The sequence below is a fragment of the Streptomyces sp. NPDC006430 genome (genome assembly GCF_040612395.1).
Classification (GTDB): domain Bacteria; phylum Actinomycetota; class Actinomycetes; order Streptomycetales; family Streptomycetaceae; genus Streptomyces.
In genome coordinates this window covers 41,551-57,209 of sequence record NZ_JBEXQA010000013.1, presented here as the reverse complement: position 1 = coordinate 57,209, position 15,659 = coordinate 41,551, and the positions used below count along the sequence as shown (strand labels likewise).

The window sequence follows — 15,659 nt, the reverse complement described above, 5'->3', positions numbered from 1 at the left end:
GCGTTGCCGTCTGACCTGTAAGTTGCTCAAAGATGCTTGATTGAAGACCACTTCGAGCAGCATCCTTCAAGTGATCTCCGTGGGCCGCTATGTTGCCAGGAGCATGCCAAAGCGGTGTGTCCGCCATCCGGACCGCACGAGGAGCTGCCCCATGAGACTCATCCGTATCCCCAGCCGCACCCGCAAGAGGTCGAGGCAGCGGAGCACCCCCCTGGCCGCGCTGCTCGCCGGCGCACTCGCCCTGGCGGGCCTGGCCGCCGTCGGGCCGATGACCTCGCCGGCCGCCGCGGCTGCGGCCCCCGCCACGGCAGGAAGCGCCACCGGCCTGACCCGGTCCGGGAGCACCTTCACCATCACCACGTCCAGCGGCGCCAAGGCCCGCGTCGTCGTGGCCCGCTCCGACATCTTCCGGCTCTGGCTCTCGCCCGACGGTTCCTTCACCAACGACCCGGCCGGCTCCGACCTCGCCCCCACCACCGACTTCGGCTCCGTCGACACCGGCTTCACCGACGCCGGCGCGTACTACCGCATCACCACCGGAGCCCTGAACATCCACGTCAACAAGAACCCGCTGCGGTTCTCCGTCTACCGGGCCGACGACTCCACCCTCGTCTGGCAGGAGACCCAGCCCACCTCCTGGACCTCCGCCCAGACCACCCAGTACCTGGCCCGCGGCGCCGACGAACAGTTCTACGGCACCGGCCTGCGCCTCGGCGAATGGGCGCTGCGCGGCAAGACCGTTCCGGTGGCCGTCGACAACAAGTGGCGCGAGAACAACAACGCCAGTCCGGCCCCCTTCTACATGTCCACCAACGGCTACGGCGTCATGCGCAACACCTGGGCCCCGGGCTCGTACGGCTTCAACGCGCCCACCACCCTCACCCACGACGAGAAGCGCTTCGACGCCTGGTACTTCACCGGCGGCTCCCTCAAGTCCGTACTCGATGCCTACACCGACGTGAGCGGCAAGCCCTTCATGGCCCCGATGTGGGGCCTGGAACTCGGCAACGCCGACTGTTTCAACGCCTCCAATCCCGACTACCAGGGCGACCACGGCCGTCTGCGCCACCAGACCACCCCGGACGTGACGGGGTACGCCGCCGACGCCCGCGCGGCCGACATGCCCTCGGGCTGGTTCCTGCCCAACGACGGTTACGGCTGCGGCTACACCGCGCCCCTCACCTCGACGGTCGACGCCCTCAAGGCCAAGGGCTTCCAGACCGGACTGTGGACTTCCACAGGCCTCGGCTCCATCGCCGACGAGGTCGGCACTGCCGGCACCCGGGGCGTGAAGACCGACGTGGCCTGGATCGGCGGCGGCTACAAGACCGCCTTCACCGGTGTCCAGCAAGCCGTGGACGGCATCGAGAAGAACTCCGACGCGCGCCGCTACGTCTGGACCGTAGACGGCTGGGCCGGCACCCAGCGCAATGCCGTCGTCTGGACCGGCGACACCAACGGCACCTGGGACGACATGCGGTGGCACGTGCCCGCGATCACCGGTGCCGGCCTGTCCGCCCTCAACTACGCTTCCGGCGACATCGACGGGATCTTCGGCGGCAGCCCCAAGACGTACACCCGGGACCTCCAGTGGAAGGCCTTCACCCCGGCCTTCATGACCATGTCGGGCTGGGGGGCGACCAACCCGTCCGCGGGCTACCAGGACAAGCAGCCCTGGCGCTTCACCGAGCCGTACCTCTCCATCAACCGCAAGTACCTCCAGCTGAAGATGCGGCTGATGCCGTACCTGTACACGATGAGCCGGGTCGCCCACGAGAGCGGCGTGCCCAGCACCCGCGCCCTGGTCCTGGAGTACCCGGACGATCCGGTGGCCCGCGGCAACCTCACCAGTGGCCAGTTCATGGCCGGCGACTCCTTCCTCGTCGCCCCGGTCGTCTCCGACAGTTCCGTCCGTGACGGCATCTACCTTCCCGCCGGGAGCTGGACGGACTACTGGACCGGGAAGACGTACGCCGGTCCGGGCTGGCTGAACGGCTACCAGGCGCCGCTCGACACCCTGCCGCTCTTCGTCAAGGGCGGCGCGATCGTGCCGATGTGGCCGCAGATGAACTACACGGGGGAGAAGCCCGTCTCCACCCTCACCTACGACATCCACCCCCGCGGCAACTCCTCCTTCAGCCTGTACGAGGACGACGGGCTCACCCGCGCCCACCAGTCGGGCGCGTACGCGCGCCAGCAGGTGGACGTCACCGCCCCGGCCGCCGGCTCCGGCACGGTCACCGTGTCCGTCGGCGCCCCCACCGGCAGCTACACCGGCAAACCGGCCGCGCGCGGCTACGAGTTCAGCCTCCACGTAGCCTCCCCGCCCGCCGCCATGACCGTGGACGGCGCGGTCCTGGCACGTCAGACGTCCAAGGCCGCGTTCGACGCGGCCGTCTCGGGGTGGTTCTTCGACTCCGCGGACCGCGGCGGCATCTTGTGGGTCAAGTCCGGGACGAAGGCCGGCGCGTTCAGCGTCACGGCCACCGGCACCTCCGTTCCGGCGGCCGACCCCGTCCCGGCCACTTCCGCGCCGCTCCCGCAGTCGGCCTGGACCCTGGTATCCGCCGACAGTCAGGAGACCGCCGCCGAGAACGGCGCCGCCACCAACGCCTTCGACGGCAACCCGGCCACGATCTGGCACACCGCCTGGTCCTCGGGCACGGCGGCCCCGCTCCCGCACGAGATCCGGATCGACCTCGGCGCCCGCTACGTGGTCGACGGCCTCGGCTACCTGCCCCGCCAGGACGGCGGCGTGAACGGCCGGATCGGCGGCTACGAGGTCTACGTCTGCGACACCACCGCGGACTGGGGATCTCCGGTCGCCACCGGCACCTTCGCCGACACCGCCGCCGCCAAGTCCGTGTCGCTGTCTGCGAAGACGGGCCGGTACCTCCGGCTCAAGGCCCTGTCCGAAGCCGGTGGCCGCGGTCCCTGGACCAGCGCCGCCGAGATCACCCTGACCGGGCGCGCCGCCCCGCTACCGGCCGACGCCACCCTCGTCAACGCCGCCTCCGCCCGGTGCGTGGACCTGCCGTACAGCGCCACCACGCCCGGCACCGAACCCACTCTGTACACCTGCCACGGCGGACCCAACCAGCGCTGGAACCTCCGGGGCGACGGCAGTGTCACCGGCCTGGGCGGGGTCTGCCTCGACGCTACGAACGCCTCCCGGGTCACCGTCCAGACGTGCAACGGAGCCGCCGGCCAGACCTGGCAGCCGGGGCCGGACGGCACCCTCCGTACGCTCGGCCAGTGCTTGGCACCGGTTGGCGCCGGCACCGCCAACGGCACCGGACTCACCAGCGCCGCCTGCGACGACAGCGCCGCCCAACGCTGGGCCTTCACCCCGTGATCGCGATGACGGAACTCAGCCGACACCGTCGAGGACGGCCCGGCAGTCCCGCCAGGCCGGCTCGCTCAGCAAGCCCCGCGACCGGGTGAACAGCGCGAGGAGGTCGGGTCCCCACGCAGTACGGAACGCGGGATCGATCCGTGCGAGGTCCAACTCGTTCGCACAGGACAGTTCGGCGAAGTCCCGCCTGCACTGCCGGTCGGGGGAGTGGACCTGCCCCGTGAACCGGTCGTGGAACGCCGGCGCTTCGGCGTCGAGCGACGGATAGGAGGCGCCGCGGTCGCAACTGGCGTAGACGTAGGTGATCTCCTCGGCCTCGGCCCCGATCACCGCCGCCAGTTCGGCCCGCCGCCCCACCGGCAGCAGCGTGGTGGCGAAGCCGTCCGTCCCGTAGAACGCGTGGCACAGGCCGGCGAGTTGCAGCGCGGGCCTGGCTCCCCAGGCAGCCAGCTGTTCTTGTACGCGCCGCAGGTGTGCGAGCAAGGTGCCGCCGGGATGGTCGAGGTCCGCGGCGCCGAACGCGTGCAGCAGCGCGAGGGCGTGCGCCTCGCGGCGCGCGGGATCCGTCGGTGCGGGCATGGGGTGGCCCTTCCTCGTGGGGTGCGTCGGCGGTTCGGTGCATCGTGCACGGTGCATAGGTGAGTGGGTCGACACCCGTCCCCGCTCGCGCCGGGGTCCGGACCGTGGCGCGAGCGGGGACGGGTTGCCGCCCGGGCCCTGCATCGATCGTTGTGGATGCTGAAACCCAAGTCAATCCTCTGATTACCTATCAAGATCCAAGCGGTAGCTTGGATCTCATGACTCTCGACGATCTCCGCGTCTTCGTGGCCGTCTGCCGGGCGGGTAGCCTCAGCGCCGTGGCCCGCGATCTCGGCTGCACCCAGTCGGCCGTCAGCCAGCACGTCCGCAGGCTCGAAAAGCAGACCGGCACCGGCCTGTTGGAGCGTCATGCCCGGGGAGTCGTCCCCACCGAGGCCGGGCGCATCCTGCACTCGGCCGCCGCCGACGGCATCGCCGGCCTCGACGGCGCACTGCGCCGCCTGGACGAACTCGTCCGCGGGGACATTGGCTCGGTGCGCATCACCACGGGCGCCACGACCGTACGACACTTCATGTCCGAGGCGGTCGTCGACTTCCGCCGCCAGCACCCCAAGGTGAGCCTGGAGTTCCAGACCGAGAACTCCAGCCGCAGTTGCTTCGACGCGCTCGCCGCCGACGACCTCGACCTCGCCTGGATCACCATCGGCAAGCCCGTTCGCGGAATCGAACAGCGCCCGGTGATGGAGCTGCCCTGGGTCCTGGCGGTCCGCGCCGACGATCCCCTCGCCTCCCGACCCCGGATCGCCCTGGCCGACCTTGCCGGCATCCGCCACATCCGGCTCCCGGAGAACTCCGCATCCCGCGCGCACCTGGATGCGGCCCTCTCGGAAGCGGGCATCCGGATACGGTCCGACACCAGCGTGGCCGACTGGGACACGGCTTTGCTGCTGGCCGAACTGGGGCTGGGCCACGCCGTCGTGCCCGCCCTCCCCGGCTGGCGGGTGCCGGGATCAGACGGACCGCTGCGCCTCGTGCCGATTCCGGACCTGCCGCCGCTCCCCGTCGGCTGGGCCGTCCGCCGCTGGGCGGCCCTCGCCCCGCTCGCCCGGGTCTTCGCGGACGACGTGGCCCGCAGTTGCACCGCCCGCGCCGTGCGGCAGTAGTGAGGCGGGCAGTAGTGCGGCCGGCAGCAGCCCGACGGCGGCCAGCGCGGCCAGCGCGACCAAGGCCGTCGGCGAGGCGCCCACCCCCGCGCCCGCGCCCGCGGCGATGGCGATGCCGAGGGTCGGCCCGACGTTCATCGCGGTCTGCTTGAGCCCGCCGACGATCCCGGCGTACCCGGGCGGGGCGTCGCCGACCACCGTCCCGGTGGCGGTGACCATCACGGTGGCGAACCCGGCGCCGAGCACCGCGAACGCGGCCGTGACCGCCGGGCCGGACCAGGCACCCAGCCCGAGGACCCCGAGGACGACCAGGCCCGTACCGGCCAGCGCGGTCCGGCGGGGTCCGTACCGGCGTAGTGCCGCTCCGGCTGGTGGCGCGCCGGCGATCATGCATCCGGTCAGCGGGAGCACCAGCAGGCCGGTGGCGAGCGGATCGAGGCCCCGCACGTCCTGAAGCAGGAAGGTCATCACGAACAGCGCCCCGAACATGCCGCCGGAGACGGCCAGCAGCAGCGCCATCGAGGCCGCCACGGGCAGCGAGCGCGCCACGGCGGGCGGTACGAGGGGCTGCGCGGCGCGCCGTTCGTACCGTACGAGCGCCAGCGCGAGGGCGGCGGCCCCGCCGAGCCCGAGCAGCGTCGCAGGCCCGGCCCAGCCGTGGGCCGGTACGCCGACCAGCGCGTGCACGAGCACGGCCAGGGCCGCTGCGAGCAGTGCCGAGCCGATGAGCGCGGGCCGGCCCGCGCCGCCGGTCCGGGTCGGCACGGGGACGCGCACGGTGAGGGTGAGCGCGGCGATCGCGAGGGCGATCGGCACGTTGAGCACGAATACGGACCGCCAGCCCGCCTGCGCGACCAGCACGCCCCCGAGCAGCGGACCGGCCGCGGCTGCCACCCCGATGGCGCTGGTCCGGACGGCCACGGGCGTGGAGAGCCGGTCCGGCGGGTACGCGAGCCGCAGCAGGGCGAGCGTCGCCGGTTGCAGCAGGGCCCCGAACAACCCCTGGGCGGCGCGCAGGGCGATGACCCAGCCGATCCCGGGCGCGACGGCGATGCTCGCGGAGGTCGCGGCGAAGCCGAGGACGCCGACGAGCAGCAGCCGGGGGTGCCCGTACCGGTCGCCGAGGCGGCCGGCGATGACGAGGAAGGCGGCCACCGTGAGCAGGTAGCCGGTGCTGGTCCACTGGACCTGGGCCGTGCTCGCGCCGAGTTCGTGGCGCAGACTGGGCTGGGCCACGCTCAGTACCGTGCCGTCGAGGGCGACGAGCATCGCGCCGCCGACGCTGACCAGGAGCGCGATCCGCCGCCTCGGGCGGGTCACGAGGCGACCGGGCCGAGGTGGGCGTCGAGGGCCGCGTCGACGAGCCGACCGAGGTCGGGAATCCGGGCGGGGGCGCGGCCTGGAGCACCGTCGGCCCCGCGGGCCGGTCCGTGGTCGGCTTCGTGGTCAGCGGTGCCGAGGGCCAGGGGCAGGCTGCCCCAGGTCCACAGCTGGGCCACACCGTGCAGATTGGCCCACAGGGCGGCTGCCGTGACCTCCGGGTCCCTGCCGGTCCCCCCCGTCCCGCAGTCACGGACGAGCCCGACGAGCAGCCGGAACAGCGGCAGGGTGGATTCGCGCAGCATCGGTTGCTGTTGCTGTTGCTGTTGCTGTTGCTGTTGCGGCTGCTGCTGTTGCCCACCGCTCTGCTGTCCCTCGCTGTCCAGCAGGTCGTGGCGGAACATCAGCGCGAACATCCCGGGGTGCTCCAGCGCGTAGTCGACGTACGCCGTGCCGAGGGCCCGTACCTGCTCGCGCGGCGAGGTGGCGGGTGCGGTGGCGGCGGCGAACCGGCCGGCGAGGTCCGCGAACCCGCGCCGTGCGATCGCCGACAGCAGGGAGTGGTGCGTGGGGAAGTAGCGCCGGGGCGCGCCGTGCGACACCCCGGCCCGACGGGCGATCTCGCGCAGGCCGAGGGCGCCCGCACCCTCCGCCTGAAGCAGTTCGACGCCGGCATCGACCAGCCGCTCCCGGAGCGGGCTCTCCTTTTCCATGGCCCCTGTCTACCAGTCGGTAGTAGACACTGTCTACTCGCTGCGGTCGCTCAGTCGACGGTGTCGATGAACCGCACCATCCGGGCGTTGCCCTGCTCGGCGTGGTCGATCTGGGGTCCGTACCCGGTGTTCGCGATGATCTCGGCCCCGCGGGCACCGATTCCCGCCCGGAGGTCATCAGCCTCCTGGCCACCTCGGCGGCCTCGACACGAGTGTCCTGGCCGGTCAGCGCACTCCGGAGTCGGCGGCATCGGCACTCCGCCACCACCGGGACCGCCTCTTGCCGCCGGCCGCCGCCCGGTACCCGCTGACCGGCTCGACCGCCCGGCTCGCCACCCACCGTGCCCTCCCCGGGGTCGAGGAGCACCATGGAATGGAATGAAGGGGTCGGAGGAGGTGTGCGGGCCATGACGGAGCACGATGGCGGTCCATCGGCGCGGAAACTTGAGGAAGGCCGGCTGCTCAAGGAGTTGGAGGCCATCCACCGGACCCGCCACGAGACCCTGCTGTACGGGTCGGACGAGGCGCTGGTCACCCACACGCAGCGGATGAACGAGCTGGAGCACGAGTACGTACGCCGGCACCCGCAGCGCGCCCAGACGGCGGCGCGGACCCGGTCCGGAGCACGTGCCCGGGCCGGAGAGGGGTGAGGGCCTCACTTGGGTGATCCCGGCGCGACCTGCGCCTCGCCCCACCCCCCTCGACCACTGACCCGGGCGGTCCGCGTCACCGCCGCGGGGGGCCGGCGGGCGCGGGGCCCAAAGTGGTGGTGCCGGGGGCCGCACGGTGCCCCAGCCCGGTGCGGTAGGCGTCCAGCGCAGCCTCGATCCGGCCGGTACGCCGCAGCAGGTCGCCCAGTAGCCGGCACAGGTCCGCGAGGTCGCCGCAGGCTCCGCTGCGTTCCAGCAGGGTCAACGCCTTGACGTAGTGCTCCTCCGCGGACTCGGCCTCCCCGCGCTCCTCGGCCATCAGGCCGAGGAGCCGGTGCGCGCCGCCCGCGTGCACGGCGCCGTGGCTGTCGCCCAGATCGAGGAGCCCGGAGAGCAGTTCCGCCGCTTCCTCGTACCGGCCGAGCCGGCGCAGGACATCGGCGAGTTCCACCTCGACCTGCGCGGTGTACAGGGCGGCCCGCCGGGCGGAGAGCATGTCCCGGGCCGTGCGCAACTCGGCCTCCGCGGCCGGAAGGTCGCCGTTCTGCGCCTGTACGTAGCCGCGCATCCAGTGGCAGTGCGCCAGGTCGGTCCGCAGCCGCAGTTGCCGGTAGATCGCCTGGGCTTTGGCGAGGGAGGCGTCGGCGTCGGCCGGGCGCCCCGCGGTGAGGAACGTCCGTGCGACCTGCCGGTGCATGCCTGCCACCAGCGCCGGATCGTCCACCTGCGGAGCCAGCGCCAGAGCGAGTTCGGCTGCGTGCGCGGCCCGGGCATGCGCGCCCATGTCGATGTAGGGCCCGATCACGGCGGCGTACAGCAGCACCAGGGCCTCGGGATCGGCCAGTCCACTGGCGTTGAGCTCGTCGATGGTGGATTCCAGCAGGTAGCAGGCGTAACGGAGCTCCCCGGCGAGCAGGTGTGCGACGGCCCGGCCGCGGATCGGTCGGGCGCGGCGGGGGAGCGGCTCGTCGGCCAACACGCGCTCGGCCGCCTCGAAGTGGTCGATGGCTTCGCGTAGTTCGCCCGCCTCCAGGGCGCAGTCGCCGAGACCGAGCAGCGCCTCCGCCCGCTCGGCGTCGAGGCCCAGCCGTTCCGCGTCCGCCAGGAGTTGCCGGTAGCGTGCGGCGGCCTCGGCAGCGGCGCCCGTGGCCAAGGTCTGCTGGGCGTCGGTGAGGGCCAGGCGCAGCTCGGTGGCCAGATGGGCCGGGCGCCCGGTGGCCAGTTCCTCGTACGAGGTGCCGAGCCGTCCGGCGAGGAAACGCAGCGCCCTCTCGGAGGGTCGGACCTTGCCCGACTCCAGGGTCGAGATGTAGGCAGGAGTGTACGAGGGCTCCGCCAACGCCCGCTGTGTCAAACCGCGTTCGGCGCGCATGCGCTGAACCCTGCGGCCGATCGCGGCCGGTTCGTCCATGAAGACCCCCTGGTTGTTCCAACTCCCCCATTTTCAGGGGCGGCAGACCATTGCGCACCTCTCGTGCGCCACCTAATTTAAGCAACTGGTTCAGCAGATTTACCAGCCTGCTTAACTTCCGGCTTCCGTACCCCGGGGAGAACTCCATGGACTCGTCCCTCCGTTCAGCGCTGCGCGCTGCCGTCGCCGCGGCCTGTACGACGGCCGTGCTGCTGGCTGCCGGCCCCGTCGGCACGGCAGCCGCTGCTCCGGCACCGACACCCGCAACACCCGCCTCCGGCGTGAAGACCGGGACGGAGGTGGAGATACCGGGGCCGGAGAACGGCGCGACCGCCGGATCCGGCCACACCCGAGTCCCCACCGCAGGACGGGCGAAAGCGGCCCCGCACCTGTCCGAAGCCGAACGGGCGGCCGACGGTGAGGTCACCAAGCTGGTCGACAACGGTTCCACTGCCGACCGCCTCGACATCGTGGTGGTGGGGGACGGCTACACCGCAGCCGAGCTGGACCGGTTCCACGCCGACGCCCGTGCCAAATGGGCCGAGATCACCGCCGTCGAGCCGTACTCCACGTACCGCAACCTCTTCAACGTCTGGACGGTGGACGCGGTCTCCCGCGAATCCGGTGTCTCCGGGGACCCGACGCCGGCCACGGTCCGCGACACCGCCCTCGGCGCGTACTTCTGGTGCGAGGACATCGAACGGCTGCTCTGCATAGACCAGCCGAAGGTGGACGGGTACGTGGCGAAGGCGCCCGCGGCCGACCTCGTCCTCGTCCTCGCCAACAGCGCCAAGTACGGTGGTGCGGGCTACAACGAGCCCAGCGCCACCCTCGGCTACGAGGGCATCTCGACTGCCTCGGCGGGCAACGCGAAGTCCGGACAGGTCGCCATCCACGAGACCGGCCACTCCCTGGGCAAGCTCGCCGACGAATACTTCTACCCCGACACCCCGGGCTACGAGAAGTACGAGGGCCCCGAGCCCGCCGACTCCAACAGCTCCACGCTGCCGGCCGACCGGATGGCCGCCGAGCGGGCCAAGTGGTACCGCTGGCTCGGCGCGCCGTCGCCCGACGGCGGCACCGTCGGCGCGTACGAGGGCGGTGGCTACTACGTCACCGGCCTGTACCGGCCCACCGACAGCTCGATCATGCGCGTGCTCGGCAAGCCCTTCAACCTGCCCGGCACCGAGGCGATGATCGCCGGCTTCTACCAGCACGCGAAGCCCGCCACCCCGCTCACGGCGACCGACCGCACCCTGCGGCTGCGCCACGCGGCGAAGGTCTCGGTGCCCCGGCTCGCCGGTGCGGACGGCCAGCAGCTCGACGTCCGCTGGTACCTCGACGGCCGTGAGCTGAAGCGGTTCGCGGGCCGGACCGAGGTCGCGGTGTCCGAGCTGTGGCTGTTCGACCTGCACACGCACAAGCTGTCGGTGACGGCCGAGGACCGGACGCAATCGGTCCGCGACCCGAAGGTCGCCCGTACCCTGCGGTCCACGGTCGAGTGGAAGGTCCGCCTCTAGTCCCGTACTTCGCGGGTCGTTGATTCGTATGGTGTGACCGGTCCGGGAGTGTCCCGGACCGGTCGTGTGGCGTTGGTCCGGATGTGTCGATGACTTCCCGGTCCCCGCGGCCACGGTCCCAGCGCCAGCGCCTTGAAGTTGTGGTGACGTCCGTGGTGGAGAAGCGTCTGGGCGCTCTGCCTGTCGCTGCCGAGTTTCTGCGCCGGCTGGATGTGGCCGGGATCGTCGATGAGGTGTGTCCGGGCGGCGCGAGCGCCCATCTGACGCACGGGCAGGTGATCGAGGCGTTGGTGGCCAACCGGCTGACCTCGCCCGCACCGTTGGTGCGGGTCGGGGACTGGGCCCGCACCTGGGCGGTGGAGGAGGTCTTCGGCATCACACCGGACCTCCTCAACGATGACCGCCTGGCCCGTGCGCTGGACGCGATCGCCCCGAAGCTGGAGGCCATCGCGGGCACCGTCGGTGCCCGGGCGATCACCGAGTTCGCCATCGACGTCTCCCGGCTGCACTGGGACATGACCAGCATGTCCGTCCATGGCGCCTTCCCCGCCGGGGACCAGGACGAGCAGTACCCGCTCATCGGCTGCAACGGGCATCCCAAGGACCGGCGGGTGGATTTGAAACAGGTCCAGGCTGGGCTCGCGGTGTCCGCCGACGGCGGTATCCCCGTGCACTCCCGGGTCTTCGACGGCGCCGCGGCCGAGGTCAGCCAGGTCGTCGGGGCGATGAAAGATCTGCGGGCGATGGCCGGCACCCACGAGTTCTTGATGGTCGCCGACTCCAAGCTGGTGTCCTACTCCAACATCACCGCCCTGCTTCAGGCCGGGGTGGAATTCATCGCGCCCGTCCCGGCCGCTCAGATCAAGGACGACGTCTACGCGGCCCTGGATCTTCAGCGGGCCGGGCCCGTCGACTGGATGCCCGAACGGGATGTGAGGAAACCGGAGACGGAACGGGAAACCTACCGGGTCCTGGAGGACACCCACACGCTGACCGGCCGCCACAAGAGCGACCCGCGGCTCACGGTGCGCCGGATCCTGGTCCACTCCACTGCCGTCGCGGCCGGCCAGCAGGCGGCCCGTGCCAAACGACTGGCCAAGGCCGCCGAAGACCTCGACAGGCTCACCGCCGCGGCGGGCGGACGGCACTACAAGACCCGCGAGAAGATCGCCGCCCGGATCGGCGTCGTCACGGCCAGCCGTCGCATCGGCTCCTGCCTGCGCTGGCACATCACCGCCGACGAGAAGGGCACCCCCGGCCTCACCTGGTACTTCGACCAGGACGTGCTGGACGCCGAAGCAGCCGTCGACGGCTGGTGGGCGCTCATCACCAGCGTCCCGGCCGAGAAGGCCGGCCCGGCCCAGGTGCTGATCCATTACAAGGGCCAGGGCGCGGTCGAACGGCGTTACCACGACTTCAAGGGCCCCCTCGCGGTCGCACCGGTCTTCGTCCAGCACAACCGGCGCGTCGCCGCGCTGATCCAGGTGATCTCACTGGCCCTGCTGGTCTTCTGCCTGATCGAAAGGCAGGTCAGACGCGCCCTGGGCCCCGAAGAGACCATGGCCGGCCTCTACCCGGACAACCGCCGGGTCCGCCCCACCGGCCGGATGATCCTCTACCACCTCGGCGAACTCACCCTGCGGATCGGCAACGTCACCGACCCGCCAACCGTCCAGATCAACCGCGGCGTCCAACTCCACCTCCTCGACCTCCTCGACACCGACATCACACAAACCCGCTGGCCACAGACCTGAAACAACGACCCGCGAAGTACGGGTCTAGTGCTGTGACCGGACGGGTTTGCCGGTCGGTGAACCCTTCCGGTCACAGCACGAGCGCGGTCCCCGGCCCGGCCCGATGCATGCCGGCCCGACGCGGCCCGACGGGCTCATGCGCCGGCCGCGTACGTCCAGAAGTGCCGCATCAGGACGGGCGGGGTCGGGCCGGTCATCTCCCGCTGGGTCAACAGGACGGTGACGGCGCCGGTGGACGGGACGACGTGGGCCGCGGTCCCGGTGCCGCCCATCCAGCCGTACCGCCCCGGCACGTTCCACGGATCGCGGGGCGTGACGTCCACGGAGCCGCCGAACCCCCAGCCCTGGCCCTCCAGGAACAGCTCACCGCCGGCACGTTGGACCGGGGTCAGCCAGTCCGTCGTCATCTGCTGCACCGACTCCTCCGACAGCAGCCGGCCCCGGCCCCCGTCCAGCGCCCCGCCGGCGAGGACCATCCGGCCGAAGGCGTACAAGTCATCGACGGTCGAGACGAGGCCCCCGGCGGCGGAGGGGAAGGCCGGAATGCTGCTCCACTGCCCGTCGGGGGCGTCGACCAGTTCGAGGCCGTCCTCGGCGGGGCGGTAGTAGCTCGTGAACCGGCCCAGGTCGGGGGCCGGGACCGCGAACCCCGTGTCGACCATGCCCAGCGGCTCGAAGATCCGCTCGGCCAGGAACTCGGGCAGCGGCTGCCCCGAGACGCGGGCGATCAACACACCCAGGATGTCGGAGCAGGTGTTGTACAGCCAGGCCTCGCCCGGCTGGTACAGCAGCGGAATCCGCGCCAGCGCCTTCATCCAAGCGTCCGGCGCCGCGATCCGCTGCGGCTGCGGAGGTCCCTGCTTCAGCTCGTCGACCAGCAGGCCGACCGCGGGCAGCGAGAAGTCCGACGGGAACCCGTACCCGGCACGGAAGGTGAGCAGGTCGGCCAGGGTGATCGCACGGTCCGCCGGCATGACGTCGTCGACCGGGCTCCCGGGCGTGCGGACGACGACGGGCGAGCCCAGTTCCGGCAGCCAGGGCGCTACCAGGTCCTCCAGCGCCAACCGGCCCTCCTCGACCAGCATCATGACCGCCGCGGCGGTGACGGGCTTGGTGAGCGAGGCGATGCGGAAGATCGAGTCCCGGACCACCGGAACAGTGCCCTCGATGTCCGCCGAGCCGACGGCCTCGACCTCCACCCGGTCGCCACGGGCCACGAGACCCACCGCTCCCGGCAGCGATCCGTTGCTCACGTGCGGCTCCAGGATGTCGCGCAGGCTGGTCATCACTCCACCTCTCCGGACGTACGGCCGACGGGCCGGCCCCTCGGAAGTACAGACTCGCGCAGCGGTGCGGATTCATCGGTCGGACGCGCGCGACCGCCCCGGTCACCACCAGTACGCGGGGTACCGCGGCGCCTTCCGGCGGACGCGCGAGCCGGCGTACCCCGCCAGCACGAGTAGCACTGTCGCGCCGAACAGCAGCGGCACGAACCGTGTCGGGCCCGGCGGCGAACGCTGTGGTGGTGGAGGGGGCGGTGGTGGACGAGGGCTGCAGGGCGGTGCTCATGTGCTGTTTCCGGGGCAGGACGACGGGTGAGGATGAGGTCGAGACGGCACGAAGCAGGTGATCGACCGTGGCCCCGGCCCCGCGCCTGTCCCTGGTACGGCCGACGCAGACCAGCCACGACCCTATCCGTCGGGCGTGCGTCGGCCGCCTCGGGGTGTGCCGGCCGGGGACGCGAACGCGATGCGGACCAGGGATAGGGATACGGATGCGCGGAGGGACCGTGGATCCGGGAAGGACATCGCATGACGACGCACTCCCACGACACGGACGACACGGACGGCCCGGCCGACCCCGCCGCGGCGAACACCCCCACCCCTGCCTGCGACGAAGGCGGTGAGTCCGCCTGTCTGCTCCACCGCGTCTGCCCGGAGTGCGGAGGGCTCGCCACGGAACCGGGCGCCCGGACCTGCTGGCGCTGCGGCGGCCCGCTCCCCGACACGAGTGCGTGAGGGTGCGGGAGCCGCGCCCGATGTCCTCCCGGGCCCAGGGCGCCCGGGAGTGTCAGCCGGAGCCCGGGCCCGGGCCCGAGCCGTCGCCCACGCGCCGCCGTGCAGGGTTGCAGCCGGCCGGAGCGTTCTCGGACGCGAGCGGTGGGCCGGGCGATAGCCTCGGACGCGGACGCCCGACACCGCTCGGAAGGCAGGTTCCGATGGAGAGTTCCGCCCGTTCCCAGGTCCCGGTCATCGATCTCGGGCCGTGGCGGTCCGGTGAACCCGAGGCACGTGCGCGGATCGCCGCCCGCGTCGACGAGGCCCTCCAGGCCGCCGGGTTCCTGCTGATCACCGGGCACGGGGTCGACCCGGCGCTGCCCGAGCGGATCAGGGCTGCTGCCAAGGCGTTCTTCCGGTTGCCCGCGAAGGCGAAGGAGCCGTACGCGGTCTCCGTCGGCGAGCGCGGGTGGCTCGGCCCGGGCGCCGAGGCCAACAGTTACGCGGAGGGGGCGGCCTCGCCGCCCGACCTGAAGGAGTCCTGGTCCTGCGCGGCGGACGAACCGACCGGGAACCCGTCGGTGGACGCCGAGTGGTTCCGTCCCAACGCCTGGCCGACCGAGGTACCGTCGCTCCAGCCGCTGGTGGTCGAGTACATCGCCCGGATGCGGGCCCTGTCCGACGAGCTGCTGGAGCTCCTGGCCACCGCCCTCGGCCTCGCCGAGGACCACTTCACCCGTCACACCGGACACCCCACCTGGGGGTTCAACCTCAACTGGTACCCGGGCACGGAGGTGTTCGGAGAGCCCCTCCCCGGCCAGTTCCGCATCGGGGCGCACACCGACTTCGGCACGGTCACGGTCCTCGACCGCCAGCCGGGCTCGGGCGGGCTCCAGATCCACACCGATGCCGACGGTTGGCAGGACGCCCCGTACGACCCGGCCGCCCTCACCGTGAACATCGGCGACCTGATGGCCCGCTGGACCGGGGACCGCTGGCGGGCGGGCCGCCACCGGGTGCTGCCCCCGCCCGCCGACGAGCCCACCGAGGAGCTGGTCTCGCTGGTCTACTTCTACGAATGTGACCCGCATACCCGGGTGGAGTCCCTCCCCGCACCGGTCGGCCGGGTGGTGCACGACCCCGTGGACTCCCACACGTACCTGCGGGCGAAGCTGGACGCGATCAGCGTCTCCTGACGCCACGACGACGGGGCCGCCTCCCCCGGAAGACGGAGGC

General features: G+C 72.0%; 11 protein-coding genes and 1 pseudogene. 7 read left to right on the top strand and 5 right to left on the bottom strand.

Annotated features, from left to right (window positions below; all coding sequences use genetic code 11):
• The first annotated feature begins 151 nt into the window (after positions 1 to 151).
• Entirely contained in the window at positions 152 to 3,355 is a 3,204-nt protein-coding gene (locus ABZZ20_RS20320) for a TIM-barrel domain-containing protein (protein ID WP_356871375.1), read from the top strand.
• Positions 3,356 to 3,370: 15 nt separating this feature from the next.
• Here the strand turns inward: ABZZ20_RS20320 and ABZZ20_RS20315 are convergent, their stop codons facing one another.
• Positions 3,371 to 3,934, bottom strand: coding sequence for a DUF6817 domain-containing protein (locus ABZZ20_RS20315; RefSeq protein ID WP_356871374.1), 564 nt, complete (start codon positions 3,932 to 3,934; stop codon positions 3,371 to 3,373).
• 218 nt (positions 3,935 to 4,152) lie between these two features.
• Here ABZZ20_RS20315 and ABZZ20_RS20310 point away from each other — a divergent pair, with 218 nt between their 5' ends.
• Positions 4,153 to 5,058 (top strand): LysR family transcriptional regulator, encoded by a 906-nt coding sequence (locus ABZZ20_RS20310; protein ID WP_356871372.1) that lies wholly within the window; start codon positions 4,153 to 4,155, stop codon positions 5,056 to 5,058.
• Positions 5,059 to 5,064: 6 nt separating this feature from the next.
• On the opposite strand, the pseudogene ABZZ20_RS20305 reads toward ABZZ20_RS20310, so the two are convergent.
• Positions 5,065 to 6,327 (bottom strand): annotated as a pseudogene (locus ABZZ20_RS20305) (MFS transporter); the annotation flags it as partial.
• A gap of 47 nt (positions 6,328 to 6,374) precedes the next feature.
• Positions 6,375 to 7,091 carry a TetR/AcrR family transcriptional regulator gene (locus tag ABZZ20_RS20300; RefSeq protein ID WP_356871370.1) on the bottom strand — a complete coding sequence of 239 codons (717 nt, stop codon included), beginning with the start codon at positions 7,089 to 7,091 and terminating at the stop codon, positions 6,375 to 6,377.
• A 407-nt stretch (positions 7,092 to 7,498) separates the two neighbouring features.
• Here ABZZ20_RS20300 and ABZZ20_RS20295 point away from each other — a divergent pair, with 407 nt between their 5' ends.
• Positions 7,499 to 7,741 (top strand): DUF6158 family protein, encoded by a 243-nt coding sequence (locus ABZZ20_RS20295; RefSeq protein WP_356871368.1) that lies wholly within the window; start codon positions 7,499 to 7,501, stop codon positions 7,739 to 7,741.
• Between the two features lie 76 nt (positions 7,742 to 7,817).
• On the opposite strand, the gene ABZZ20_RS20290 is transcribed toward ABZZ20_RS20295, so the two are convergent.
• On the bottom strand, positions 7,818 to 9,152 hold the full coding sequence (locus ABZZ20_RS20290; protein ID WP_356871366.1) for a tetratricopeptide repeat protein: 1,335 nt from the start codon (positions 9,150 to 9,152) through the stop codon (positions 7,818 to 7,820).
• 146 nt (positions 9,153 to 9,298) lie between these two features.
• Between ABZZ20_RS20290 and ABZZ20_RS20285 the strand changes: the two genes are divergently transcribed.
• Complete coding sequence (locus ABZZ20_RS20285) at positions 9,299 to 10,672, top strand: M64 family metallopeptidase (protein ID WP_356871364.1); 1,374 nt, start codon at positions 9,299 to 9,301, stop codon at positions 10,670 to 10,672.
• 152 nt (positions 10,673 to 10,824) lie between these two features.
• Positions 10,825 to 12,426, top strand: a complete 1,602-nt coding sequence (locus ABZZ20_RS20280) for an IS1634 family transposase (RefSeq protein WP_356871362.1) — start codon at positions 10,825 to 10,827, stop codon at positions 12,424 to 12,426.
• A gap of 134 nt (positions 12,427 to 12,560) precedes the next feature.
• Here ABZZ20_RS20280 and ABZZ20_RS20275 read toward each other — a convergent pair whose 3' ends face one another.
• Entirely contained in the window at positions 12,561 to 13,712 is a 1,152-nt protein-coding gene (locus tag ABZZ20_RS20275) for a serine hydrolase domain-containing protein (protein WP_356871360.1), read from the bottom strand.
• 525 nt (positions 13,713 to 14,237) lie between these two features.
• Here ABZZ20_RS20275 and ABZZ20_RS20270 point away from each other — a divergent pair.
• Together ABZZ20_RS20270 and ABZZ20_RS20265 are read left to right on the top strand one after the other, a co-directional pair.
• On the top strand, positions 14,238 to 14,444 hold the full coding sequence (locus tag ABZZ20_RS20270) for a hypothetical protein (RefSeq protein WP_356871358.1): 207 nt from the start codon (positions 14,238 to 14,240) through the stop codon (positions 14,442 to 14,444).
• 200 nt (positions 14,445 to 14,644) lie between these two features.
• The gene (locus ABZZ20_RS20265; RefSeq protein ID WP_356871356.1) at positions 14,645 to 15,619 is read left to right on the top strand and encodes a 2-oxoglutarate and iron-dependent oxygenase domain-containing protein; all 975 of its coding nucleotides are present in this window, start codon (positions 14,645 to 14,647) and stop codon (positions 15,617 to 15,619) included.
• Positions 15,620 to 15,659: the final 40 nt, after the last annotated feature.

What these genes read in the sequence shown, in the direction of transcription:
- ABZZ20_RS20295 (WP_356871368.1), top strand. Translation starts at nt 7,499, where the DNA reads ATGACGGAGCACGATGGCGGTCCATCGGCGCGGAAACTTGAGGAAGGC.
- ABZZ20_RS20320 (WP_356871375.1), top strand. Translation starts at nt 152, where the DNA reads ATGAGACTCATCCGTATCCCCAGCCGCACCCGCAAGAGGTCGAGGCAG.
- ABZZ20_RS20310 (WP_356871372.1), top strand. Translation starts at nt 4,153, where the DNA reads ATGACTCTCGACGATCTCCGCGTCTTCGTGGCCGTCTGCCGGGCGGGT.
- ABZZ20_RS20265 (WP_356871356.1), top strand. Translation starts at nt 14,645, where the DNA reads ATGGAGAGTTCCGCCCGTTCCCAGGTCCCGGTCATCGATCTCGGGCCG.
- ABZZ20_RS20270 (WP_356871358.1), top strand. Translation starts at nt 14,238, where the DNA reads ATGACGACGCACTCCCACGACACGGACGACACGGACGGCCCGGCCGAC.
- ABZZ20_RS20300 (WP_356871370.1), bottom strand. Translation starts at nt 7,091, where the DNA reads ATGGAAAAGGAGAGCCCGCTCCGGGAGCGGCTGGTCGATGCCGGCGTC.
- ABZZ20_RS20315 (WP_356871374.1), bottom strand. Translation starts at nt 3,934, where the DNA reads ATGCCCGCACCGACGGATCCCGCGCGCCGCGAGGCGCACGCCCTCGCG.
- ABZZ20_RS20285 (WP_356871364.1), top strand. Translation starts at nt 9,299, where the DNA reads ATGGACTCGTCCCTCCGTTCAGCGCTGCGCGCTGCCGTCGCCGCGGCC.
- ABZZ20_RS20275 (WP_356871360.1), bottom strand. Translation starts at nt 13,712, where the DNA reads ATGACCAGCCTGCGCGACATCCTGGAGCCGCACGTGAGCAACGGATCG.
- ABZZ20_RS20290 (WP_356871366.1), bottom strand. Translation starts at nt 9,152, where the DNA reads ATGGACGAACCGGCCGCGATCGGCCGCAGGGTTCAGCGCATGCGCGCC.